The organism is Raoultella sp., from assembly GCF_039594335.1.
Taxonomy (GTDB): domain Bacteria; phylum Pseudomonadota; class Gammaproteobacteria; order Enterobacterales; family Enterobacteriaceae; genus Klebsiella.
Genome location: NZ_JBCNNS010000038.1, coordinates 11952 through 35958, shown reverse-complemented (window position 1 = coordinate 35958; position 24007 = coordinate 11952). Strand labels below are relative to the sequence as shown.

Here is a 24007-nt window from a genome sequence, read left to right as displayed (position 1 = left end):
AAAATAAACATGCTGATGGAACGCAGCTCCTGATGGCTCTGCGCCGCCCGCAGTTCAGAGGCCTGCGCTACCCGGGCAACGTACTGATTAATATCGCTGTTGAGCAGCGCCACCAGTGCCTTAATGTGAAACATATACCAGCCGATGGCCAAATCGCTCTCCTCCAGCTGCGCCGATAGCGGCTCCAGCCTGGCCAGCTCGCTGTTGAAATCCAGCAGAATCGCCGCCAGCGTTGGGTCACGGCTGGTTGTCGGCAGAACACCTCTCACTTTGTCCAACTGCTGAACGATCGATCGCGGCGTCGAAGTATGAATCGCCGCAACGATCAGCCGATCCATCTCTGCCAGTGGCCGTGGATCGATCCCGTCAGCGTCATGTCGCTCGTTAAGATCCTGAATATGTCGGAGATAACTCTGGTTCTGATAGAGCGAACTGAGCAGTTCATTCCGCTGCAGGTGACGACGCTGCCCGCGTTCCAGCATGCCGCTGACGCTCTGCTGCAACTCATTGCTGCGACGAATAATACTGGCCACCAGCGCCAGCTCCTGCTGCGCCAGCGGCGCGGCGGCGAGGTGAGAGAGTGAATATTTCAGGGCCTGCTGAGTCTCCAGCAGGCGTTCAGCTTCGCTTTTATACTCCAGCGCACCGACCACCTGCGAGAGGCGAACCGCCGCGGTGGCAACGTTCGCGGTATCACGAGCCAGATTCATGCTGCCGGTCATATCGTCCAGCGTCTGCTGCTGCACCTGTTCTTGTAACAGGCTGGCATGGCGAAAACCGAGTAGCGACACGCCAGCCACCATCAGCGTGACCGCAACCATCAGCAAATTAAACGACAGCAGGCGCCCGCGAGCACTGGTGAAAAACCGGTAGCGATGGGATGGCATGGTCAGCTCCACGATCTTTTTATTTATCCTGGCGGTTGCTGACCCTGAGCGAGAGAGTCGCATCGCATAATTGTGAGCCAGGTTAACTATTCATCAATATGACAAATATGAACGGCGTCTGACATTTTGCATTTATTGTTGTGTGGTGCACTGCGATTCTCAAACACACTCGCAGGAGAGCCACCATGCAGGGGACACCGGTACTATCCATGCGCAATATTGCCAAAGCCTTTGGCAAGTTTTATGCGCTGAAAGGCGTCGATCTGACGGTCTGGCCCGGCGAAATCCACGCCTTAATGGGGGAGAACGGCGCTGGCAAAAGCACGTTGATGAAGATTCTCGCCGGAGCGTACACCGCCACCAGCGGCGAGATCCTGATCGACGGAAAGCCGCACGTCATTAAAGGACCAAAAGATGCGCTGGCCGCCGGGATCACGCTGATTTACCAGGAGATGCAGCTGGCGCCAAATTTAACTGTCGCTGAAAACATTTTCCTCGGCAGCGAACTGGCACGCGGCGGACTGGTACAGCGCAAAGAGATGATAAATCAAGCCCAGGCGGTCATCGATCGTCTCGGGGCCCAGTTTAAGGCCAGTGACCGGGTGATGTCCCTGACCATTGCCGAACAGCAGCAGGTGGAGATCGCCCGCGCCCTGCATCGCAACAGCCGGGTTCTGGTAATGGACGAGCCCACCGCCGCCCTCTCCTCTCGTGAGACCCATCGCCTGTTTGAACTGATTCTGCGCCTGCGCGACGAAGGGATGGCGATTATCTATATCAGCCATCGCATGGCGGAGGTTTATGAACTGTCTGACCGCGTCAGCGTGTTGCGCGATGGCCAGTACGTCGGCAGCCTGACCCGCGACAAGCTCAATGCCTCCGAACTGGTGCGAATGATGGTCGGCCGTCCGTTAAGCGACCTGTTCAATAAAGAGCGTGATATTCCGCCCGGTCAGACGCGCCTGCGGGTACAGGACTTGACCGACGGTGGCAAAGTGAAAGCCAGCAGTCTGGTGGTACGGGCGGGGGAAATCGTCGGTCTCGCCGGTCTGGTCGGCGCCGGCCGCTCCGAACTGGCGCAACTGATTTTCGGCGTGCGCCGGGCCACCGGCGGCGTCATCGAGATTGACGGCGAGCCGGTGATCATTCACTCCCCGCGCGCAGCCATCGACCTGGGTATCGGCTTTCTCACCGAAAACCGCAAGGAGCAGGGGCTGTTCCTTGAGATGGCGGCGCAGGAGAACATCACCATGGCCACCCTCGAACGGGATGCCCACTGGGGCATGCTCAATCGCAAAAAAGCGCAGACTCTCTCCAACGATGCGATCTCCCTGCTCAATATTCGCGTGCCGCACGCGCAGGTGCGGGCCGGCGGCCTTTCCGGCGGCAATCAGCAAAAGCTGCTGATCTCCCGCTGGGTCGCCATCGGTCCGCGCATTTTGCTGCTTGATGAACCGACGCGCGGCGTTGACGTCGGTGCCAAAAGCGAGATTTACCGCATCATGACCCAGATGGCGCGCCAGGGGGTGGCGATCCTGATGATCTCCAGCGAACTCCCCGAAGTGGTCGGCATGAGCGATCGGGTTTACGTCATGCGCGAAGGCAGCATCGCTGGCGAACTCCAGGCCGGCGACATCAGCCAGGAAAGCATTATGACGCTGGCCACCGGCGTTAACGACTCTCACCTTAAGGCGGTATCACCATGACAATACAGAAAGAGACTGCCGCGCAGCCGGTGGCAAAATCCGTATCAGCGAAGAAAATCCTGATGGGCGATCTGGTACAAACGGTCGGTATTTTGCCGATTTTAATCCTGATTGTTGCGGTATTTGGCTTTATTGCCCCCAACTTCTTTACCGAAAGCAACCTGCTGAATATTACCCGTCAGGCATCGATCAACATCGTGCTCGCCGCCGGGATGACCTTCATTATTCTGACCGGGGGGATCGATCTGTCCGTCGGCTCGATTCTCGGCACCACCGCGGTAGCGGCCATGGTGGTGTCGCTGATCCCGGAGCTGTCGCTGCTTTCAATTCCTGCGGCGCTGATGCTCGGCCTGCTGCTCGGTTTATTTAACGGCGCACTGGTCGCCTTCGCCGGACTACCGCCGTTTATCGTGACGCTCGGGACCTACACGGCCCTGCGCGGAGCCGCCTATCTGTTGGCCAACGGCACCACGGTGATTAACTCCGATATCAGCTTCGAATGGATCGGTAATGATTACCTCGGGCCGGTTCCGTGGCTGGTGGTGATCGCCCTGATAGTGGTGGCGGTGTGCTGGTTCATTCTGCGCCGCACGACCCTCGGCGTTCATATCTACGCCGTGGGTGGCAACATGCAGGCGGCAAGGCTTACTGGGATCAAAGTGTGGCTGGTGCTGCTGTTCGTTTACGGCATGAGCGGCTTGCTCTCCGGGCTGGGAGGCGTCATGAGCGCCTCGCGGCTATACAGCGCAAACGGCAACCTCGGCGTAGGTTATGAGCTGGATGCCATCGCCGCCGTCATTCTCGGCGGGACCAGTTTCGTCGGCGGCATCGGCACTATCACCGGCACGCTGGTGGGAGCGTTGATTATCGCCACGCTCAATAACGGCATGACGCTGATGGGAGTCTCCTATTTCTGGCAACTGGTGATCAAAGGGGCGGTGATCATCATTGCGGTGCTGATCGACAAATACCGTACCCGACACCATCAAAGTGCATAACAACAATACCCTACAAACAGAGGAAAACAGCATGCGTTTGAAACCCGTAGTAACCGCACTCTGTGCCGGCGCGCTGCTTGCCGCAGCGCCCTTTACCCAGGCCAAAGAGCTGAAGTCAATCGGCGTCACGGTGGGGGATTTAGCCAACCCGTTCTTTGTACAAATCACCAAAGGCGCGGAGCTGGAAGCCCGTAAGCTGGCCGGAGACAATGTGAAAGTGACCCTGGTCTCCAGCGGTTACGATCTGGGTCAGCAGGTGGCGCAGATCGATAACTTTATTGCCGCCAAAGTCGACATGATTATCCTCAACGCCGCCGACTCAAAAGGGATTGGCCCCGCGGTGAAACGCGCGCAAGATGCCGGGATCGTGGTGGTTGCTGTGGACGTGGCCGCTGAAGGCGCCAATGCCACCATCACCTCTGATAACACTCAGGCGGGCGAAATGGCCTGTAAATACATCACCGACCGCCTGAAAGGCAAAGGGAATGTGGTGATTATCAACGGGCCGCCGGTTTCTGCCGTGCAGAACCGCGTCGAAGGCTGCCAGACCGAGTTTGCACGCCACCCGAATATCAAAGTGCTCTCCTACAACCAAAATGCGAAAGGCAGCCGTGAGGGCGGTCTGGAAATTATGACCTCATTGCTGGCCGCGAATCCGAAGATCGATGGCGTCTTTGCCATCAACGATCCGACTGCGATCGGTGCCGATCTGGCGGCAAAACAGGCACAACGTCATGAGTTCTTTATCGTTGGCGTCGACGGGAGTCCGGACGGTGAAGAGGCGTTGAAACGTAAAAACTCGCTGTTTGTGGCAACGCCGGCGCAGGACCCGCAGGTGATGGCGGCGAAAGCGGTCGAGATCGGGTATGACATTCTGCAGGGTAAACCGGCGCCAGCCGCCCCGGTGCTGATCCCGGTGACGCTGATCGATAAAAACAATATCGGTAGTTACAAAGGCTGGACCGTGAAGTAAGGGCAATATTTCCCCGCTGGCCCCGCATCTGCCGGGGCTACGCCGCTCTGTCGCCGTGGATAACATCCGCGGCGAACACATAGCCCAGTCCCCGCAGGGTTTTGATCAGCGTCGGCTGATGCGGATTCGGTTCAATTTTGCGCCGCAGGCGCATGATCAGCACGTCAATTGTCCGGTCAAAGACTTCAGTGCTCTCGCTATGGGTCAAGGCCAGCAGCTGTTCGCGATTGAGCACCCGGCGAGCGTTTTGCGCCAGCGCCAGCAGCAGGCTGTACTCTCCCTGAGTCAGCGGCACCGCTTGCTGTTGCGGGTTAAACAACTCGCAGCGGAACGTATCCAGCCGCCAGCCGCTAAAGAGTAATCCCGTGCCGCTGCTCGCTCCTTCAATGCCCAGCGCGCCGCTACGTCTGAGTACCGCCTTCACCCGGGCCACCACCACCCGTGAATTAAACGGTTTGGCAATATAATCATCGGCGCCCATTTCCAGCCCGACCACCACGTCGGATTCGCTGCCGAGGCCAGTCAGCATCACCACCGATAAATCAGGCCGGCTGCGTTGCAGCTGTTGCAGTACCAGCAGCCCGTTGGTGTCGGGGAGAATCATATCCAGCAGCACCAGCGAGATATCCGCGCGCTGGGCCGCCACCGCCAGCGCATCGTTGCCGCTCTGGCACACCAGCACGTCAAAAACATGCGCGCTGAGCACATCGCTAAGCAGTTCGCCAATCGCGCTGTCATCATCTACAACCAAAATGACCGGTTTCATTACTTGCCTCTGCCCGCACGGAATGTTCTCTGTCTGCTTAATTCAGCAAAGCCCCCTCGACAAATCCATTATCGGATCGCGTTTCTTCAATCCATGTCACATCTCACCCCCCTTCGACACGTCAAAACTGACGACGGCCTGCTTTTCGTCAGCATTTAGCCCACAAAATCGACGTATCATCAGTCAATATCCACAATAAAAATATGGCATAGAAGATGCATATTGACGGCGTGATAGCGCAGATGCGCCCATTGATGAACTGGAGCAAGACCGATGAAAAAAGTCGTCACGGTTTGCCCGTATTGCGCATCAGGTTGCAAGATCAACCTGGTGGTCGATAACGGCAAAATCGTCCGGGCTGAGGCGGCACAGGGGAAAACCAACCAGGGAACCCTGTGTCTGAAAGGCTATTATGGCTGGGATTTCATTAACGATACCCAAATCCTCACCCCGCGCCTGAAAACCCCTATGATCCGTCGTCAGCGTGGCGGCAAACTGGAAGCCGTCTCCTGGGAGGAAGCGCTCGACTACGTCGCCACCCGTCTCAGCGCCATTAAAGAGAAGTATGGCCCGGACGCGATTCAAACGACCGGTTCGTCCCGCGGGACGGGGAACGAAACCAACTATGTGATGCAAAAATTCGCGCGCGCCGTTATTGGTACCAATAACGTCGACTGCTGCGCTCGCGTCTGACACGGCCCTTCGGTTGCAGGTCTGCACCAATCGGTCGGTAACGGCGCTATGAGTAATGCCATCACCGAGATCGACAATACCGATCTGGTATTTATCTTCGGGTATAACCCGGCAGATTCACACCCTATTGTGGCGAATCACGTGATTAACGCCAAACGCAACGGGGCGAAAATTATCGTCTGCGATCCGCGTAAAATCGAAACCGCACGTATCGCTGATATGCACATTGCGCTGAAGAACGGCTCGAACATCGCACTGCTCAACGCCATCGGGCATGTCATTATCGAAGAAGATCTCTACGATAAATCCTTCGTCGCCAGCCGTTCTGAAGGCTTCGAGGAGTATCGCAAAATCGTCGAAGGCTATACGCCGGAGTCGGTGGAAGAGATTACCGGCGTCAGCGCACAAGAGATCCGTGCCTGCGCCCGCATGTACGCCAGTGCGAAATCCGCCGCCATCCTGTGGGGCATGGGCGTGACTCAGTTCTACCAGGGGGTTGAAACCGTGCGTTCGCTGACCAGCCTGGCGATCCTCACCGGCAACCTCGGCAAGCCGAGCGTCGGCGTCAACCCGGTACGCGGCCAGAACAACGTTCAGGGCGCCTGCGATATGGGCGCGCTGCCGGACACCTATCCAGGCTATCAATACGTGAAGTTCCCGGAGAATCGCGAGAAATTCGCCCGAGCCTGGGGCGTCGAGAGCCTGCCGGCGCATACCGGCTATCGCATCAGCGAACTGCCGCACCGCGCGGCGCACGGCGAAGTACGGGCGGCGTACATTATGGGCGAAGATCCGCTGCAGACCGATGCCGAGCTCTCTGCCGTGCGTCAGGCGTTTGAACAGCTGGAGCTGGTTATTGTCCAGGATATTTTCATGACCAAAACCGCCTCGGCGGCCGATGTCATCCTGCCATCTACCTCGTGGGGCGAGCATGAAGGGGTCTATACCGCAGCGGATCGCGGCTTCCAGCGCTTCTTTAAAGCGGTTGAACCGAAGTGGGACCTGAAAACCGACTGGCAGATCATTAGCGAAATCGCCACCCGAATGGGCTATCCGATGCACTACAACAACACCCAAGAGATCTGGGACGAGTTGCGACATCTGTGCCCGGACTTTTACGGTGCCACCTACGAGAAAATGGGCGAGCTGGGCTACGTGATGTGGCCGTGTCGCGATGAGTCCGATGCCGACCAGGGGACCTCTTATCTGTTTAAAGAGAAGTTCGACACCCCTAACGGCCTGGCGCAGTTCTTCACCTGCGACTGGGTGGCGCCGATCGATAAGCTCACCGACGAGTATCCGCTGGTGCTCTCCACCGTGCGGGAAGTGGGTCACTATTCGTGCCGTTCGATGACCGGCAACTGCGCGGCGCTGGCCGCGCTGGCGGATGAGCCGGGCTATGCGCAAATCAATACCGCCGATGCCGCGCGACTGGGCATTGAGGATGAGGCGCTGGTATGGGTTAACTCGCGTAAAGGCCGCATTATCACCCGTGCGCAGGTCAGCGATCGTCCGAATAAAGGGGCGGTCTATATGACCTATCAGTGGTGGATTGGTGCCTGTAACGAACTGGTCACGGAGAACTTAAGCCCGATAACCAAAACGCCAGAGTACAAGTACTGTGCCGTCAACGTTGAGCGCATCGCCGACCAGCGCGCCGCCGAACAGTATGTGATTGATGAGTACAACACGCTGAAAACCCGCCTGCGCGAAAGCGCAATGGGTTAATCAGACCGCCTCCGTGGAGGCGGTACTTCGTGCCTGCCCGGGCTATCGGACCGCAGACAACGGCGAATCGGTAGCCCGGGTAAGGCGTTTACGCCGCAGCCTTGGAAAACAGATCACACTATTGCCAGGCGATGACCCGCAAGTACCCACAAGTTCCCGTCGTTTTCTTCTCCTTCACCTGCCTTTATACTGCGCGCTGTGTTCCTGACCGACAATAAAAAATGAAATACCTCTATTTACTTCTGATGCTGTTTTCTCTTGCCACGGGTGCCACGGATCCTGGCAGCCAGTACAAGCAACAGGCGGAAGCCGGCGATCCGCGGGCGCAGTACTATCTTGCCGATACCTACGTCAGCTCCGGTGACTATCAGCAGGCCGAATACTGGGCGCAGAAATCGGCCGATAACGGCGACGGGGATGCGCTGGCGCTGCTGGCCCAGCTGAAAATTCGCAACCCACAGCAGGCCGATTACAAACAGGCCAGGGAGCTGGCTGAGAAAGCAGTGCAGGCTGGCAGCAAGGCAGGAGACATTATCCTGGCCCGCGTGCTGGTCAACCATCAGGCGGGGCCGACGGACTATTCCCATGCCATCACCCTGTTACAGGATGCCGCCCAGGATCCGGAAAGCGACTCCGCCGTCGACGCTCAGATGCTGTTGGGTTTGATTTACGCCAGCGGTGTCCAGATAACAGAGGATGACGCCAGAGCAACGGACTTTTTTAAACGCAGCTCCTCGCTGTCGCGTACCGGTTATGCTGAATACTGGGCCGGGATGATGTTCCTGCAGGGAGAACAAGGTTTTATCGAACCCAACCAGCAGAAAGCGTTGCACTGGCTCAATGTCAGCTGTCAGGAGGGATTTGATACCGGCTGCGAAGAGTTCGACAGGATAAGTAAAAGATAAGAAAAAGCCCGGCGCGATGTCACCGGGCGTTGTGTCTTATTGCGCCGTTTTATCAAATTTGCCCAGCACTTCGCGCTCATAGGCCAGCGCTTTTTTGCGGTCAAACTTGTGCTCCCATTTGGCGATCACCAGCACCGCCAGCGCATTCCCCACCACGTTCAGCGCGGTACGCGCCATATCGAGGATACGGTCAACACCGGCGATAAAGGCCAGCCCTTCCAGCGGAATCCCTACGCTCCCGAGTGTCGCCAACAGCACCACGAAAGAGACGCCCGGCACGCCGGCAATCCCTTTCGAGGTGACCATCAGCGTCAGCACCAGGGTGATTTCCTGCCACAGCGACAGGTCAATACCGTACAACTGGGCAATAAAGATCGCCGCGATACTCTGATACAGCGTTGATCCATCGAGGTTAAACGAGTAGCCGGTCGGCACGACAAAACTGGTAATAGAAGCTGGTGCGCCATAGGCTTCCATCTTCTCAATAATACGCGGTAATACGCTCTCGGAGCTGGCGGTGGAGTAGGCCAGAATCAGCTCGTCTTTCAGAATACGGATCAGAATCCAGATACTTAATCCGCATACCCGCGCCACGATCCCCAGCACCACCAGCGCGAAGAACAAAACCGCGAAGTAGACCAGGATAACCAGTTTAGCCAGCGGCCACAGCGAGGCGAAGCCAAAGGTGGCAACGGTCACCGAAATCAGCGCAAACACCCCGACAGGTGCATAGCGCATCACCATGTGGGTCACTTTGAACATGGTTTCGGAAATCGAGCGGAAAACGGTCACCAGCGGCTCACGATGGGTCGCCGGCAGCGAAGAGAGTCCCAGGCCGAAGAGTACCGAGAAGAAGATAATCGGCAACATATCGCCTTTCGCCATCGAGGCGACGATGTTGGTCGGCACCAGCGACAGTATCGTTCCCATCAGGCCATGAGCGTGACTTTGCACCTCTGCCGTTGTGCTTTGATATTTCGAAATATCCACCGCGGCCAGTTGCGACATATCAATACCGCTGCCCGGCTGGAAGACGTTGGCCAGGGTAATCCCCAGCACGATCGCCACCGTGGTGATCACTTCAAAATAGATAATGGTTTTCGCGCCGATACGGCCCAGTTGCTTCGCGTCGCCAACGCCCGCAATCCCGACGATCAGCGTCGAGATGACAATCGGAACGACGATCATCTTGATCAGGTGGATAAAGATATCGCCCGCTGGCGTCAAGATATTCGCAATTAACCAATCACGGCCGTCGGCATGATAATGCAGGTAACTGCCCAGAAGTATGCCCAGCACCAAGGCCAGCAAAATCTGCCAGGCCAGGCTGACTTTTGTTTTTTTCTTCACTACTGACTTCCTCAATGAGAGGCACCATTCCCGTAAGTCATGATGCCCGCTGAAAGGGATATGAATTGTGTTGCGTTGCTCTATGGGGTTTTTTAACGCGCGGTATCAGTATCATCTGCACGGCATGCTACGCAAGCGTTTAAGAACAGGGCTTTTCTCTGTGTTTCTGCATAAATTCACTAAAATTCCTCACTTCTGTTGCATAAGTATCTGTTATAAAAAAAAATTCATAGATTCCATTTCTATAAATATATTCCTGAAATTATTTCACTTCAAAGTTTCATTTGATTGATTTTCATTCAGTTGAATCAATGCGTGATCTGTCCCCCAAATAGCAAACAAAGCCGTGAAAGACCCTACTCTTAACGTTTACTTGACATATATTTAACAACCTACAGGAGAAAAAAAGCCATGAGCCAAATACATAAGCACTCGATTCCCGCTAACATTGCGGACAGCTGCCTGATTAACCCGGAACAGTACAAGGCGCAGTATCACCAATCTGTCATCGACCCGGATGCGTTTTGGGGTGAGCAAGGCAAAATCCTTGACTGGATGCGGCCCTATACGCGCGTGAAGAACACCTCATTCGCGCCGGGCAACGTCTCTATTAAATGGTATGAAGACGGCACGCTGAACCTTGCTGCTAACTGCCTCGATCGCCACCTCGCCGAACGCGGCGACCAGACCGCGATTATCTGGGAAGGCGACGACGCCAGCCAGAGCAAACATATCACTTATCGCGAACTCCACCGCGACGTCTGCCGCTTTGCTAACGTCCTGCTCGACCTTGGCATTAAAAAGGGCGATGTCGTCGCTATCTATATGCCCATGGTGCCAGAAGCTGCCGTTGCCATGCTGGCCTGCGCCCGCATCGGTGCGATCCACTCGGTGATATTCGGCGGCTTTTCTCCCGAAGCGGTGGCCGGGCGTATCATCGACTCGAACTCTCGTCTGGTCATTACTGCCGATGAAGGGCTGCGCGCCGGACGCGCAATTCCGCTGAAGAAGAACGTCGACGACGCGTTAAAAAATCCGAATGTGAAAAGCATTGAGCATGTCGTGGTACTCAAACGTACCGGCGGCAACATCGACTGGCAGGAAGGACGCGACCTGTGGTGGAGCGACCTGATCGAGAAAGCCAGCGACCAGCATCAGCCAGAAGAGATGAATGCGGAAGATCCGCTGTTCATCCTCTATACATCCGGTTCAACCGGTAAGCCCAAAGGGGTGCTGCACACCACCGGCGGTTATCTGGTCTATGCCGCCACCACCTTCAAATATGTCTTTGACTACCATCCCGGCGATATCTACTGGTGTACCGCCGACGTGGGCTGGGTGACTGGCCACAGCTATCTGCTGTATGGCCCGCTGGCCTGCGGCGCCACCACGCTGATGTTTGAAGGGGTGCCGAACTGGCCGACGCCAGCGCGGATGTGTCAGGTCGTCGATAAGCACAAGGTCAATATTCTCTACACCGCACCGACGGCGATCCGTGCGCTGATGGCGGAAGGTGATAAGGCCATCGAAGGCACAGATCGCTCTTCCCTGCGTATTCTGGGCTCGGTCGGCGAGCCGATTAACCCGGAAGCCTGGGAGTGGTACTGGAAGAAGATCGGCAACGAGAAATGCCCGGTGATGGATACCTGGTGGCAAACTGAAACTGGCGGCTTCATGATTACTCCGCTGCCGGGCGCCATTGAGCTGAAAGCGGGTTCCGCCACGCGTCCGTTCTTCGGCGTGCAGCCGGTGCTGGTCGACAATGAAGGCACGCCGCTGGAGGGTGCGGCCGAAGGCAATCTGGCCATCGCCGACTCCTGGCCGGGACAGGCGCGAACCCTGTTCGGCGATCACGAGCGCTTTGAACAGACCTACTTCTCAACCTTCAAAAATATGTATTTCAGCGGCGACGGCGCACGTCGCGATGAAGATGGCTATTTCTGGATCACTGGCCGCGTGGACGACGTGTTGAACGTATCCGGCCACCGTCTGGGTACCGCAGAAATCGAATCAGCGCTGGTATCGCACCCGAAAATTGCCGAAGCGGCCGTGGTCGGTATTCCGCATAACATTAAAGGCCAGGCGATTTACGCTTACGTCACGCTGAATCACGGTGAAGAACCGACGCCAGAGCTGTATGCAGAAGTACGCAACTGGGTACGCAAAGAGATTGGCCCACTGGCTACCCCGGACGTGCTTCACTGGACCGATTCATTACCGAAAACCCGCTCGGGTAAGATCATGCGACGCATTCTGCGCAAGATTGCCGCGGGCGATACCAGCAATCTTGGCGATACGTCAACACTGGCAGATCCTGGCGTCGTGGAAAAACTGCTCGAAGAGAAGCAGGCCATTGCGATGCCGTCATAAACGGACTCATTCCCTACACCCCCTCCCCTAACGGGGGAGGGGACATAAATCATACGCCCTAAGGATTTCACGTAGCAGGACAGAAGTAAGCACCTTCCTCTTCCCGGCAGCATGTTGCCGGGTGGATAAGTGCTGTCGACGGTCAGCACGCGGATGACGAAAAGGGTACCTCTGGAGACGCTGTGATGAATGAGCAAATTTGTCAGCGGATAGAAGATAGTGCGCATTTCAAGGAGTTAGTTGCAACCCGGCAAAGGTTTGCCGCCATCCTGTCACTGATTATGCTGTTGATTTACGTAGGTTTTATTCTACTCATCGCTTTCGCCCCTGGCTGGCTGGGCACGCCGCTGCATCCCGGCACCAGCGTCACCCGAGGAATCCCGATCGGCATCGGCGTTATTGTCATCTCTTTTGTCCTGACCGGGATTTATGTCTGGCGGGCGAATGGCGAATTTGACCGTCTGACGAAAAGCGTTATCAATGAGGTGAAGGCATCATGAAGAAAGTCCTGACGGCGATTGCCGCCACGCTCCCTTTTTCCGCGAGTGCCGCTGATGCCATCACCGGCGCGGTACAACGCCAGCCGACGAACTGGCAGGCGATCATCATGTTCCTGATCTTTGTCGCCCTGACGCTGTATATCACCTACTGGGCGTCAAAACGCGTTCGCTCGCGCAGCGATTATTATACTGCGGGCGGAAATATCACCGGCTTTCAGAACGGGCTGGCGATCGCTGGCGACTTTATGTCAGCCGCCTCCTTCCTCGGTATTTCCGCGCTGGTTTACACCTCCGGCTACGACGGGCTGATTTACTCCCTCGGTTTCCTGGTCGGCTGGCCGATTATTCTGTTCCTTATCGCCGAGCGCCTGCGTAACCTCGGGCGCTACACTTTCGCTGACGTCGCCTCTTATCGCCTTAAGCAAGGACCGATTCGTACCCTTTCCGCCTGCGGTTCGCTGGTGGTGGTCGCGCTGTATCTGATTGCTCAGATGGTTGGCGCAGGCAAGCTGATTCAGCTGCTGTTCGGCCTGAACTACCACGTCGCGGTGGTGCTGGTCGGTGTGCTGATGGTGCTCTACGTCCTCTTCGGCGGTATGCTCGCCACCACCTGGGTGCAGATTATCAAGGCTGTCCTGCTCCTTTTCGGCGCCAGTTTCATGGCCTTTATGGTCATGAAGCACGTCGGCTTCAGCTTCAACAATTTGTTCAGTGAAGCGATGGCGGTGCATCCGAAAGGCGCGGCGATTATGAGCCCTGGCGGGTTGGTGAAAGACCCGATATCAGCGCTGTCGCTCGGCCTCGGCCTGATGTTCGGTACCGCCGGTCTGCCGCACATTCTGATGCGTTTCTTCACCGTGAGCGATGCAAAAGAAGCGCGTAAGAGCGTGTTCTACGCCACCGGGTTTATGGGTTATTTCTATATCCTGACCTTTATCATTGGGTTCGGCGCGATCATGTTGGTGGGCGCGAATCCCGCGTTCAAAGATTCCGCGGGCGTGCTGATTGGCGGCAATAATATGGCGGCGGTACACCTGGCCGATGCGGTGGGCGGCAACCTGTTCCTCGGCTTTATTTCAGCGGTCGCCTTCGCCACGATTCTGGCGGTGGTCGCTGGCTTGACGCTGGCAGGCGCATCGGCGGTCTCTCACGACCTGTATGCTAACGTCTTCCGCAAAGGCGCCAGCGAGCGCGATGAGCTGCGGGTCTCGAAAATTACCGTTCTGGTGCTGGGCATCGTAGCGATTCTGCTGGGTATTTTGTTTGAAAATCAGAATATTGCCTTCATGGTGGGTCTGGCCTTCTCCATCGCCGCCAGCTGTAACTTCCCGATCATACTGCTGTCGATGTACTGGTCGAAGCTAACCACTCGCGGAGCCATGGTGGGCGGCTGGCTGGGGCTGCTGACTGCCGTGATTCTGATGATCCTTGGCCCGACGATTTGGGTCCAGATCCTCGGCCATGAAAAGGCGATCTTCCCGTATGAATATCCGGCGCTGTTCTCTATCGCTATCGCCTTTATCGGTATCTGGATCTTCTCCGCCACCGACAACTCGGCAGAAGGGATGCGCGAGCGCGAGCAGTTCCGTGCTCAGTTTATCCGTTCGCAAACCGGGATCGGTATCGAACGCGGGCAGGCGCACTAACCTGACGTTCCCCGGCCGGCCGGGGAACATTAAAACATCAGCAGGCGCACCAGCGGCGCCGCCAGTACCATCGCCACGCCAGACAACATCATCACCAGACTGGCCACTACCCCTTCCTGCGGCCCCAGCTCATATGAACGGGCAGTGCCTGCACCGTGCGAGGCGGCACCGAATCCAGCGCCTTTTGCCATCCCTTCGCGAATGGCAAGCCGCATAAACAGCGCATCGCCCACCGCCATACCAAACACGCCGGTGATCACCACAAACAGCGCCACCAGCTCCGGCTGGCCGCCGATCGGTTTTGCCGCGGCCAGCGCAAACGGCGTGGTGATCGAACGCACCGCCAGACTACGCTGAATCTCATCCGGCAGCGTAAACAGTCGCGCCAGCCACACGGAGCTGGTCACGGCGACAACCACTGCCGTCGTCACTCCCGCAGTCAGCGACATCCAGTGTCGTTTAATGATTGCGAGGTTGTCATACACCGGGACGGCAAACGCGATAGTTGCAGGCCCCAGCAGCCATAACAGCCAGTGGGTCTCGCCCATATAGTTCTGATAGGATATGTGGCCAAAAACCAGAATCAGCACCAGCAGTATCGGGGTAAACACCAGCGGCATCAGCGGCAGCGTGTGGAAGCGGCGATACAGGCGCTTATTGGCGAAATAGAGTACCAGCGTTACAACCAGGCACAGGACGCTCAGTTGAAAATCACTCATGCTTCATCCGGCTGACTTCATAGCGATACACTTTATCCACCACCCATGCTGTTGCCCCCAGCACCATCAGGGTACTCAGCGCAATCACCAGCAAGATCCGCCAGCCGTCTACCATCAGCAACTGGGTATAGTTCACCACCGCCACCACAGCCGGAACAAAGAACAGCAGCATTTCCGCCAGCAGCCAGCGTGCGCCAGCCCGCACCCAGTTTAGCGGGATAACCCGACAGACAATCAGCGTCAGCAGCAGCAGCATGCCAACCAGGTTCGCCGGCAGCGGAAGATGCAGCCAGTTAACCAAATATTCAGCGCAGACGAACAATCCGGCATAAATCAGCACCTGAACCGGGACCTGCAGGCGCTGTACAACAAAGGGGGTCACACGAGCTGGCGCGAAGGCCATGAGCGAACTTCCTGAAAAAGAAACAAGATGTGCAGTATAGAGAGCCACCTGAACGGACAGAAATGAATTAAAATCATCACAGGCATAGTCTCAGGGAATAATTATGGATATCCGAACGCTGCGCTATTTTGTCGAAGTGGTGCGCCAGCAGAGTTTTACGCGCGCTGCGGAAAAACTTTTCGTCACACAGCCCACTATCAGCAAAATGCTCAAAAATCTGGAAGATGAGCTGAACTGTACCCTGTTGATTCGCGATGGCCGCCGGCTACTGCTGACCGATACCGGTCGGGTTGTTTTCGAGCGTGGGCAGGCAATTCTGGGCGAGTTTCATCAGCTGGAATCGGAGTTGAACGATATTAACCACCGGCACAAAGGGGTCCTGAGACTGGGGATCCCGCCGATGGTCGGCATGCTGATGGCAGAACCGATTAGCCTGTTTCGCCAACGCTACCCGGGCGTAGAGCTTAAAATTGCCGAGTTTGGTGGTCTGACGGTCCAGCAGGCGGTGAGCAACGGTGAACTGGATCTCGCCATGACGGCACTGCCGGTAGATGAAGACAGCGGTCTGAGCACGCTGCCGCTCTTCAACCATCCCCTGTGCGTGCTGACGCCGAGAACGGAGGAGTGGGAAGGCGTTCAGTCAATCTCGCCGGAAGCGCTCGCGGCCCATCCGCTGGTCATTTATAACGAAGGTTTCGCTCTGAACCGGCAGTTGATGGCGCTGTTTACCTACCATGAGGTGAAGCCGCGCATCGCGGTGCGCAGCGGCCAGTGGGATTTCCTCGCGGCGATGGTGCAGGCGGGCATCGGTGTGGCGATCCTGCCGCAACCGATCTGTGAACGTCTCGACGCGGAGAATTTCTGCTCGATACCGTTGCAGAGTGAGCTGCACTGGGAACTGGGGATGATCTGGCGGGAAGGCGTTTATCTGTCGCACTGCGCACAGGCGTGGCTGGAATGCAGTAAGGCGTTCTGGCTGGAGTAAGTTCCCGAAGGCAGCGCGCTGCGCCTGCGTTCCGGTTGGCGGCGTAAACGCCTTACCAGGGCGACGCGATCGCACTAACCCGTACCGCACGATCCTGTCGCCCCGGCAAGCAAAAGCGCCGCCGGGGAAAAGAGACGGTATTACTGATCTTCGATGAGTAGCGCTTCCAGCAGGTCAAGGTCGTGGAGCAGCTTCTGCAGCGTTTCATTACTGATCTGTCGGGTCGCACGAAGATGATACAGCTCTCCGCGTTCTGAACGCAGCGCCGCCAGGCGGAACCGACGCTCGAGCTGCTCTTCGAGTATCGAGGTTTCCACATCATTACGTCCGTCGACGCGGCGACGCAGGTTACCAATCACCCGCGAACTGACCTCGGTCAGCAGCTGGTTATCAATATTCTCTTTGGTGTCAGCCGCCAGACGCTCCTCCATTTTCTGAATCGCGACAATCGCCACATCTGCCGTCGCCGCGCGCGCCAGCCGCTCTTCTTTCCGCTGCTGAGCGTGGTCGCCCGACTCAATGTGGCGCAGCAAAAGCGGCAGCGCTATCACCCCGACAAACAGCGAGAACAGGATCACCCCGGCGGCCAAAAAGATCAGCTCATAGCGGGCCGGGAAGACGTTGCCGTCTGGCAGCAACAGCGGAATCGACAGCACACCGGCGAGGGTTATCGCCCCACGAACCCCGGCAACGGAGGAGATCAGCAGCTCACGAGTTGTCCACGATCCAAATTCCATCGGTTTCTTTTTCAGGAAACGCTGGCTTAATTTGCGCATCGTCCACAGCCAGCCAAAACGCACCATCATCAGCGCGATGTAGATCAGGATAATGTCGGTAAACAGCATCCAGGTTTCAACATTAGGATCCGCTTCCGCCGCCACCAGCGATGTCGACAAAATATCCGGCAGTTGCAGGCCCAGCAGCAGGAAGACCATGCCGTTAAAGACAAATTCCAGCATCGCCCAGGTGCTGTTCGCCCGCAGACGCATGGCCAGCGGCGCGGTGCGCATCACACCGGAACGGGTGATGGTCATCCCCGCCGCCACCGCCGCCAGAATCCCGGAAACACCGATGTGCTCCGCGATCAGGTAGGAGGCAAACGGCAGCAGGAACAGCAGAACAATCTGCGTCGCCGGTTCATCGCCGCCCCAGCGGCTGAGGAAGCGCATCGAACGACCATAGAGCCAGCTCACCACAAACCCGGCCAGGATGCCACCGATGGCGACCTTGAGGAACTCAACCGTCGCACCGCCGACGGTAAAGACCATCGTGCCCATGGCCACGGCAACGGCAAACTTCAGCGAGACCAGGCCGGAGGCATCGTTCATCAACGCCTCGCCCTGCAAAATCCCCATAATTTTTTTCGGAATGCGTCCTTCGCCCACGATGCCTGATAGCGCCACGGCATCGGTCGGTGACAGCACCGCCGCCAATGCGAAGGCGGGAATCAGCGGAATACCCGGCACGATCCAGTAAATGAGAAAGCCAATCCCCACCACCGTCACCAGCACCAGCGCCAGCGCCAGCCCAAGGATTTCTCGTCCGTGCTCAATAAATTCGCGGGTCGGCGTCTTCCAGCCGTCGGCAAAAAGCAGCGGCGGGATAAACAAGACCAGGAACAGCTCGGGGTCGAATTCGACATGCAAACCAAACGTCGGCCACGCCAACAACGCGCCAATGGCGATTTGCATCAGTGGTAGTGGAACCTGAAAGGGCAGTACGCGTGTAACCACCCCGGAGAGAGAGACCACGAGGGTCATAATAAGTATGGTGAAGAATATTTCCATGTGTTCCCTGTTTGCTGGATTTTATTATTTTATACCCTAAATAATTCGAGTTGCAGGCAGGCGGCGACGCAGGGAATCCCCAGAGGCTTACTGAAGTAAGTGACTGGGGTGAGCGAGGACAGCCAACGCTCATGCAACTTGAAGTATGACGGGTATACACCGGAGGCGTCATGTCTCTGGATAATACGCTACTCAGATTAACGCAAAAGGAAACAGGATGTGGCTTAAAAATAAAACGGGCGGCCTGAGCCGCCCGCGATTCGCAAGAAAAGCTTAAATGGCCCAACCGCCAGCGTAGAAGATCACCAGCGCAGCCGCGATGATGACAGTCCCCAGGTTCAGCTTACGCCAATCGCCGGACACCAGACGGCCAATCACCAGGGTGGCAAAGCCGATCATGATACCGGTGACGATGTTACAGGTCAGCACGATAAAGACCGCGGTAATCAGCCCGGCCATCGCATCGACGAAATCATTAAAGTCGATTTTCGCCACGTTGCTCAGCATCAGCAGACCGACATACATCAGCGCAGGCGCCGTGGCATACGCAGGGACCAGATAAGAGAGCGGAGAGAGGAACAGAATCAGCAGGAACAGCACGCCCACGGTCACCGCGGTGAGGCCGGTTTTACCGCCCGCCGCAGTCCCTGCCGCCGATTCGATATACACCGCCGCCGGTGCCGCACCGACCACACCGGAGAAGACGCTGCTCAGAGAGTCGGTGGTCAAGGCTTTACCGCCGTTGATAATCTGCCCGTCTTTATCCAGCAGGTTTGCCTGCCCCGCCACGGCGCGAATGGTGCCGGTGGCATCAAATACCGCCGTCATCACCAGCGCCAGAACGCTGGGCAGAATTACCGGGTTCAGCGCGCCGATGATATCGAGGCTGCCAATCAGCGAGTTGCCTTTGTCGTCGCTCAGCGATGGCATCGCGAAAATACCGGAGAAATGGACGTTCGGGTCAAAAATCAGCCCGACGATCGAGACGCCGATAATGGTCAACAGGATACCGCCCGGCACTTTCATTTTTTCAAGACCAATGATCACCGCCAACCCCACCAGCGACATAATCACCGGGAAGCTGTTGAAGTGACCCAGCGCGACCGGCAAACCGTCCAGCGGGTTTTTAATCACCAGGCCCACACTGTTGGCGGCGATCAGCAGCAGAAAAAGGCCGATACCTATCCCGGTGCCGTGCGCAACACCCTGCGGTAAATTGCGCAGGATCCAACTACGAATACCGGTGGCAGAGATAATGGTGAACAGCACGCCCATCAGGAACACGGCGCCCAGCGCAACCGGAATACTGATGTGTTGCCCCAGTACCAGGCTGAAGGCGGTAAACGCGGTCAGCGAAATAGCACAGCCAATGGCCAGCGGCAGGTTTGCCCACAGCCCCATCACCAGAGAGCCTACGCCGGCGACCAGACAGGTGGAGACGAACACGGCTGCCGGAGGAAACCCGGCTTTACCCAGCATGCCCGGGACAACAATGACCGAGTACACCATCGCCAGGAAGGTGGTTAAACCGGCAACAATCTCCTGACGAACGGAGCTGCCACGAGCTGAAATTTTAAACCAGGCGTCTAATGAACCGCCGGTACGCGCTGAAGGCGTAGACATAGAAAACTTCCCCTGAAAATTTTAATCGTTCGTCCGTATGCGTGGTGGACCATCCACTGCCAGTTAAACGCGATCTCCTTGTGCTCTGTCACAGCGCCAGGGGGGCTGCAAAAAGCAAACGTTTAACTCCGCGCATACAATACGGTGGTCAGAATGAATTTGCTCCCCCAGAACAGGGATAAGTAATGAGCAAAATACAAAGGCAAACGATTATCCAGCCTTTAGACGGGCCTTTTCAACTGAAGTTTGTGTTAATTCACTAAATTTTGCTTATGGTGTTCATCAAATCACCAGTCGATGCGCAAACGTTATCGTCCATGCGCAATCCGGTAACATTTTTGTATTGCGCAAATAGCAATTCACTGAGGTCATCACAAAAATCTCTGTCTCACTCCGGCAAGGTGAACGGACCGCCGCGTTCAATCGCTTTCTGCCAGGCCGGGCGCTGTTCAATACGCTGCACCCACTGCGCGATCCGCGGCACATCCTCGATGCCGCCGCGCGCCAGCAGCGCCATGACCGGAAAGCTCATCTGGATATCGGCCATGCTGAGCTGCGCGCCAGCAAACCACGGCTGGCGGGAGAGATGATCCTCAATATAACGGGCATGCGTGGTGATTTGCCGGTCCAGCCAGGCCTTCTGTACGCCTTTGCCCAGGACGTTGCCCAGTGTTCGCATCCCGAGCGGAATGGGCGGTTTTCCGAGGCTGGCAAAAACCAGTTTCATCAACATCAGCGGCATCAGCGAGCCCTCGGCGTAATGCAGCCAGAAACGGTATTGCAGTTTATCTGCCGTCTCCTGAGGTCTGAACCGCTGTGCGCTATCGTAGGTTTCCTGCAGGTACTCCAGAATGGCGCCCGATTCCGCCAGTACGTAGCCGTTATCTTCCACTACCGGGGATTTCCCTAGCGGGTGGATCTGCTTTAACGCCAGTGGCGCCAGCATATTTTTTTCCCGCTGGTAGCTGACAATACGATAAGGCAGTTGGAGTTCTTCAAGCGCCCACAGCACGCGCTGCGATCGCGATTGATTGAGATGATGTACCGTCAGCATGGAGGTTCTCCCGTTATTCGTTCGAATTAACTATAGGAACTGACGGTGATTGGCGGAAAAATTTCGCCGAAATAAACGGGTGAAACAGCCGGGTTGTGCCACAATTAAAGTGTCGGCGCAATCCGGAACCTCCATCAACATATTGCGCAATACCGAGGGGGCCGACGTCGGGGGAAACCCTCCTGTGAACATCAGGATAGCGTTTAAAGACAAAGACCGGAAAACAACTAAAGCGCCCTGTTGTGGCGCTTTAGTTTTAGATGTCATCCTCCAGCAGTCGCGCACCGGTTCCCTCTTCACCCAGCTTATCTCCCGGGTTGCGCAGCGGGCAGTCTCGTCGCGACAGACAGCCGCAGCCGATACAGCCATCCAACTGGTCGCGCAGCGCGGTCAAAGTATGAATACGCCGATCAAGCTCTTCCCGCCACTGCGATGAGAGCTGTTTCCACTCCTTCGCGCTGAGGTTATGCCCTTCCGGCAGCACGCCGAACGCCTCACCAATGGTCGACAGCGGAATACCGATTCGCTGGGCGATCTTGATGATCGCCACCGCGCGCAGCACATCGCGCCGATAGCGCCGCTGATTACCGGCATTACGCTGGCTGTGAATTAACCCTTTGCTTTCATAGAAATGCAGGGCAGAGACGGCAACGCCGGTACGCTTTGCCACCTCGCCGGGGGTCAACAGCATTTTAATTCGGGGGGATTTCTTTTCCATAAAAGCGCTTTACCTCAAGTTAACTTGAGGAATTATACTCGCCCGCAGACAAAACGACGAATCGAGAATTGAGAGAGGCCGCTTTATGTCCCATCAGGATATTATCCAGACGCTGATTGAATGGATTGATGAACATATCGATCAACCACTTAACATTGATGTAGTCGCCAGAAAATCGGGGTATTCAAAATGGTACCTCCAGCGAATGTTCCGCGCCGTGATGCATCAAACGTTGGGCGATTACATCCGCCAGCGGCGGCTGCTGCTGGCCGCAGAGGCACTCCGTACGACCCAGCGGCCAATCTTTGATATTGCGATGGATCTGGGCTACGTGTCGCAGCAGACGTTCTCACGGGTATTTCGCCGGGAGTTCGATCGGACCCCCAGCGATTATCGTCATCAAATTTCCGCCTGAGCGTTCAGATGCAAGGACTGAGCAGTCTGGACGCGCTGGCCAGCCATTGCCTGAACTCCTGCGGCGGCATCGCTTTCGCAAAGTACCAGCCCTGACAATACCGGACCCCGCGTTTTCGCAGCCAGTTGACCTGATCCGCGGTTTCGACGCCTTCGGCAACAGTCTTTAAGCGCAGGCGGTTGGCCATTTCAATAATATGTTCGGCGATCGTGTAGCCGACGCTATTGATGGTAAGCGTATCGATAAACGATTTATCGATCTTCAGAATATCCACGTTAAGTGAGTGCAGATTATACAGATTAGAATAGCCGGTACCGAAGTCATCAATGGCGATTTCATATCCGGCTTCGCGGAATGCCTGAATGACCGGAATGGTTTTCTGTACGTCAATAAATCCGCGTTCGGTGACTTCAATTTTAATTTGATCGATATTCACCGCGCAGTTCCGCGCCTTTTCACCGATCTGGGCAATGAGTCGCGAAGAGTGGAAATCGCTGGCTGACAGGTTAATCGCAATATACAGTTGCGGATGTCTGGCTAAAAATTCTCCAAGCCCGGAGAACAACTCATCCACCACGTAATCGGTGACCTGCGCAATCATCCCTTCATTTTCCGCCAGCGGAATAAACTCCGCCGGGGTCATCACCGGCCCGTCAAATCCCGGCCAGCGCAGCAGCGCTTCGGCTCCGACGCAGCGGTTATTTTCGATATCGATGATCGGCTGATAATGCAGGCACAACTGACGGCGATTGAGCGCGCGCTGCAGCATATTACGCGGTGAATGGTATTGCTGCCAGGTGCGCGACCACACCAGCACAATCAGAATGCTGACAATCGCCCCCAGCGGGAGGATGAGCATCGCCTGATCATAAAAGCTCTGATAATACCTGACGGACGCGGTAGACATAATCACGGCGATCGGGCGGCTCGCGGAATGGAACACGGTGTACACTCGGTTGCCCCGTCGAAAAAAGGTATCTTCCTGCCGGATCAGGCCATGCAGTACCGGCGCGTCGGCATTGCTACTGGTGGAAAAAAACAGATTGGTTTTTGTATCATACAAACCGTAGGATAAATCTTTATCCCTCGATATTAACGAACTGTAGGAGAGTGGATTAATAACCGCAATATAGTGCCCATGCTGTATATAGTTCATCGCAAAGCCAGGATAGAAAGGCGTGTCGCGATAGTAGTAGATAGCGATATCCGGCTTTTTTGTATAATTCGCCGCAGAAATACGCCATGCGGTATCAGGGCGCACCGCAGTCGAGCAAAACAAACGCGTACCGTCAGCATAAATTAAATCGTCGATATAAAGCAGGCTACGTACAATCGACAACATATATTGCTGATGTCCGGGAGAACATATTGTCCCTTGAAACTGCAAGGCTTTTTCGCGTGCCCGATCGGCCTCATAAACCACCATTTCCGTTTGCTGCAGCGCCAGTTGTGAAAATGCGCGAAGCCGGTGGGAGGTTTCTGCTTTTGCTCTGATTTGCGCAAACCACAGCGCCAGCACAATGGGGAGCAGAACCACTAACGTCATCGCCAATATTCTCAACGCCTTGTGCAGTGTGCGACGATTCATTTCCGTTTTTTATCCATGCGATATGCCTTATCGCGGTAAAAGATCACACCCATTGTTATACAACAGAGACGATGTTCAGCAACCCGTCATTTGATGTAAAAGCCCCATTCTCAATAATGATGAATAATACTAATTTCGTTAATAATCGAGAAACATTCTCCACGTTATAAGAACAGAGCCGTTCTTTGATTCG

19 protein-coding genes and 1 pseudogene are annotated in these 24007 nt (G+C 56.1%); 10 read left to right on the top strand and 10 right to left on the bottom strand.

Features of this window, described 5'->3' with window-relative positions; all coding sequences use genetic code 11:
* A pseudogene (locus ACZAHD_RS09220) lies at positions 1-887 on the bottom strand (ATP-binding protein); the annotation flags it as partial.
* A 185-nt stretch (positions 888-1072) separates the two neighbouring features.
* Between ACZAHD_RS09220 and ACZAHD_RS09215 the strand changes: the two are divergent.
* The 3 genes from ACZAHD_RS09215 to ACZAHD_RS09205 are packed head-to-tail and all read left to right on the top strand — an operon-like array spanning position 1073 to position 4564.
* Positions 1073-2593 carry a sugar ABC transporter ATP-binding protein gene (locus tag ACZAHD_RS09215; RefSeq protein ID WP_462456488.1) on the top strand — a complete coding sequence of 507 codons (1521 nt, stop codon included), beginning with the start codon at positions 1073-1075 and terminating at the stop codon, positions 2591-2593.
* The gene (locus tag ACZAHD_RS09210; RefSeq protein WP_462456487.1) at positions 2590-3591 is read left to right on the top strand and encodes an ABC transporter permease subunit; all 1002 of its coding nucleotides are present in this window, start codon (positions 2590-2592) and stop codon (positions 3589-3591) included. The genes ACZAHD_RS09215 and ACZAHD_RS09210 overlap by 4 nt, the downstream gene beginning before the upstream one ends.
* Before the next feature lie 31 nt (positions 3592-3622).
* Positions 3623-4564: an ABC transporter substrate-binding protein gene (locus ACZAHD_RS09205; protein WP_462456486.1), complete on the top strand. Its 942-nt coding sequence runs from the start codon at positions 3623-3625 to the stop codon at positions 4562-4564.
* A gap of 37 nt (positions 4565-4601) precedes the next feature.
* On the opposite strand, the gene ACZAHD_RS09200 is transcribed toward ACZAHD_RS09205, so the two are convergent.
* Positions 4602-5330, bottom strand: a complete 729-nt coding sequence (locus tag ACZAHD_RS09200) for a response regulator (protein ID WP_462456485.1) — start codon at positions 5328-5330, stop codon at positions 4602-4604.
* Between the two features lie 273 nt (positions 5331-5603).
* On the opposite strand from ACZAHD_RS09200, the gene fdhF reads away from it, so the two are divergent.
* Complete coding sequence (gene fdhF, locus ACZAHD_RS09195) at positions 5604-7751, top strand: formate dehydrogenase subunit alpha (protein WP_462456484.1); 2148 nt, start codon at positions 5604-5606, stop codon at positions 7749-7751.
* Between the two features lie 221 nt (positions 7752-7972).
* Positions 7973-8656, top strand: coding sequence for a tetratricopeptide repeat protein (locus ACZAHD_RS09190; protein ID WP_462456483.1), 684 nt, complete (start codon positions 7973-7975; stop codon positions 8654-8656).
* Between the two features lie 36 nt (positions 8657-8692).
* Here ACZAHD_RS09190 and gltP read toward each other — a convergent pair whose 3' ends face one another.
* Positions 8693-10006, bottom strand: a complete 1314-nt coding sequence (gltP, locus tag ACZAHD_RS09185) for a glutamate/aspartate:proton symporter GltP (protein WP_462456482.1) — start codon at positions 10004-10006, stop codon at positions 8693-8695.
* Positions 10007-10417: 411 nt separating this feature from the next.
* On the opposite strand from gltP, the gene acs reads away from it, so the two are divergent.
* From acs to actP, 3 genes are all read left to right on the top strand, one after another.
* The gene (acs, locus tag ACZAHD_RS09180; RefSeq protein WP_462456481.1) at positions 10418-12376 is read left to right on the top strand and encodes an acetate--CoA ligase; all 1959 of its coding nucleotides are present in this window, start codon (positions 10418-10420) and stop codon (positions 12374-12376) included.
* 185 nt (positions 12377-12561) lie between these two features.
* Positions 12562-12876, top strand: a complete 315-nt coding sequence (locus ACZAHD_RS09175) for a DUF485 domain-containing protein (RefSeq protein WP_462456480.1) — start codon at positions 12562-12564, stop codon at positions 12874-12876.
* The gene (actP, locus tag ACZAHD_RS09170) at positions 12873-14522 is read left to right on the top strand and encodes a cation/acetate symporter ActP (RefSeq protein ID WP_462456479.1); all 1650 of its coding nucleotides are present in this window, start codon (positions 12873-12875) and stop codon (positions 14520-14522) included. The genes ACZAHD_RS09175 and actP overlap by 4 nt, the downstream gene beginning before the upstream one ends.
* Before the next feature lie 29 nt (positions 14523-14551).
* On the opposite strand, the gene ACZAHD_RS09165 is transcribed toward actP, so the two are convergent.
* Both ACZAHD_RS09165 and ACZAHD_RS09160 read right to left on the bottom strand, forming a co-directional pair.
* Positions 14552-15241 carry an LrgB family protein gene (locus tag ACZAHD_RS09165; protein WP_462456478.1) on the bottom strand — a complete coding sequence of 230 codons (690 nt, stop codon included), beginning with the start codon at positions 15239-15241 and terminating at the stop codon, positions 14552-14554.
* Positions 15234-15644, bottom strand: coding sequence for a CidA/LrgA family protein (locus ACZAHD_RS09160; RefSeq protein WP_462456477.1), 411 nt, complete (start codon positions 15642-15644; stop codon positions 15234-15236). Before ACZAHD_RS09160 ends, ACZAHD_RS09165 begins: the two co-directional genes overlap by 8 nt.
* A gap of 103 nt (positions 15645-15747) precedes the next feature.
* Here ACZAHD_RS09160 and ACZAHD_RS09155 point away from each other — a divergent pair, with 103 nt between their 5' ends.
* On the top strand, positions 15748-16629 hold the full coding sequence (locus tag ACZAHD_RS09155; protein ID WP_462456476.1) for a LysR family transcriptional regulator: 882 nt from the start codon (positions 15748-15750) through the stop codon (positions 16627-16629).
* A 140-nt stretch (positions 16630-16769) separates the two neighbouring features.
* Here ACZAHD_RS09155 and ACZAHD_RS09150 read toward each other — a convergent pair whose 3' ends face one another.
* From ACZAHD_RS09150 to soxR, 4 genes are all read right to left on the bottom strand, one after another.
* A complete protein-coding gene (locus ACZAHD_RS09150; protein ID WP_462456475.1) occupies positions 16770-18416 on the bottom strand; it encodes a Na+/H+ antiporter in 1647 nt (548 codons plus the stop codon).
* Positions 18417-18689: 273 nt separating this feature from the next.
* Positions 18690-20039, bottom strand: a complete 1350-nt coding sequence (locus ACZAHD_RS09145; protein ID WP_462456474.1) for an NCS2 family permease — start codon at positions 20037-20039, stop codon at positions 18690-18692.
* 388 nt (positions 20040-20427) lie between these two features.
* Positions 20428-21093, bottom strand: coding sequence for a glutathione S-transferase family protein (locus ACZAHD_RS09140; RefSeq protein ID WP_462456473.1), 666 nt, complete (start codon positions 21091-21093; stop codon positions 20428-20430).
* 256 nt (positions 21094-21349) lie between these two features.
* Positions 21350-21811 (bottom strand): redox-sensitive transcriptional activator SoxR, encoded by a 462-nt coding sequence (gene soxR / locus ACZAHD_RS09135; RefSeq protein ID WP_462456472.1) that lies wholly within the window; start codon positions 21809-21811, stop codon positions 21350-21352.
* A gap of 85 nt (positions 21812-21896) precedes the next feature.
* Between soxR and soxS the strand changes: the two genes are divergently transcribed.
* Complete coding sequence (gene soxS / locus ACZAHD_RS09130; protein WP_004856516.1) at positions 21897-22226, top strand: superoxide response transcriptional regulator SoxS; 330 nt, start codon at positions 21897-21899, stop codon at positions 22224-22226.
* Positions 22227-22230: 4 nt separating this feature from the next.
* Here the strand turns inward: soxS and ACZAHD_RS09125 are convergent, their stop codons facing one another.
* A complete protein-coding gene (locus tag ACZAHD_RS09125; RefSeq protein ID WP_462456471.1) occupies positions 22231-23814 on the bottom strand; it encodes an EAL domain-containing protein in 1584 nt (527 codons plus the stop codon).
* Between the last annotated feature and the right edge of the window lie 193 nt (positions 23815-24007).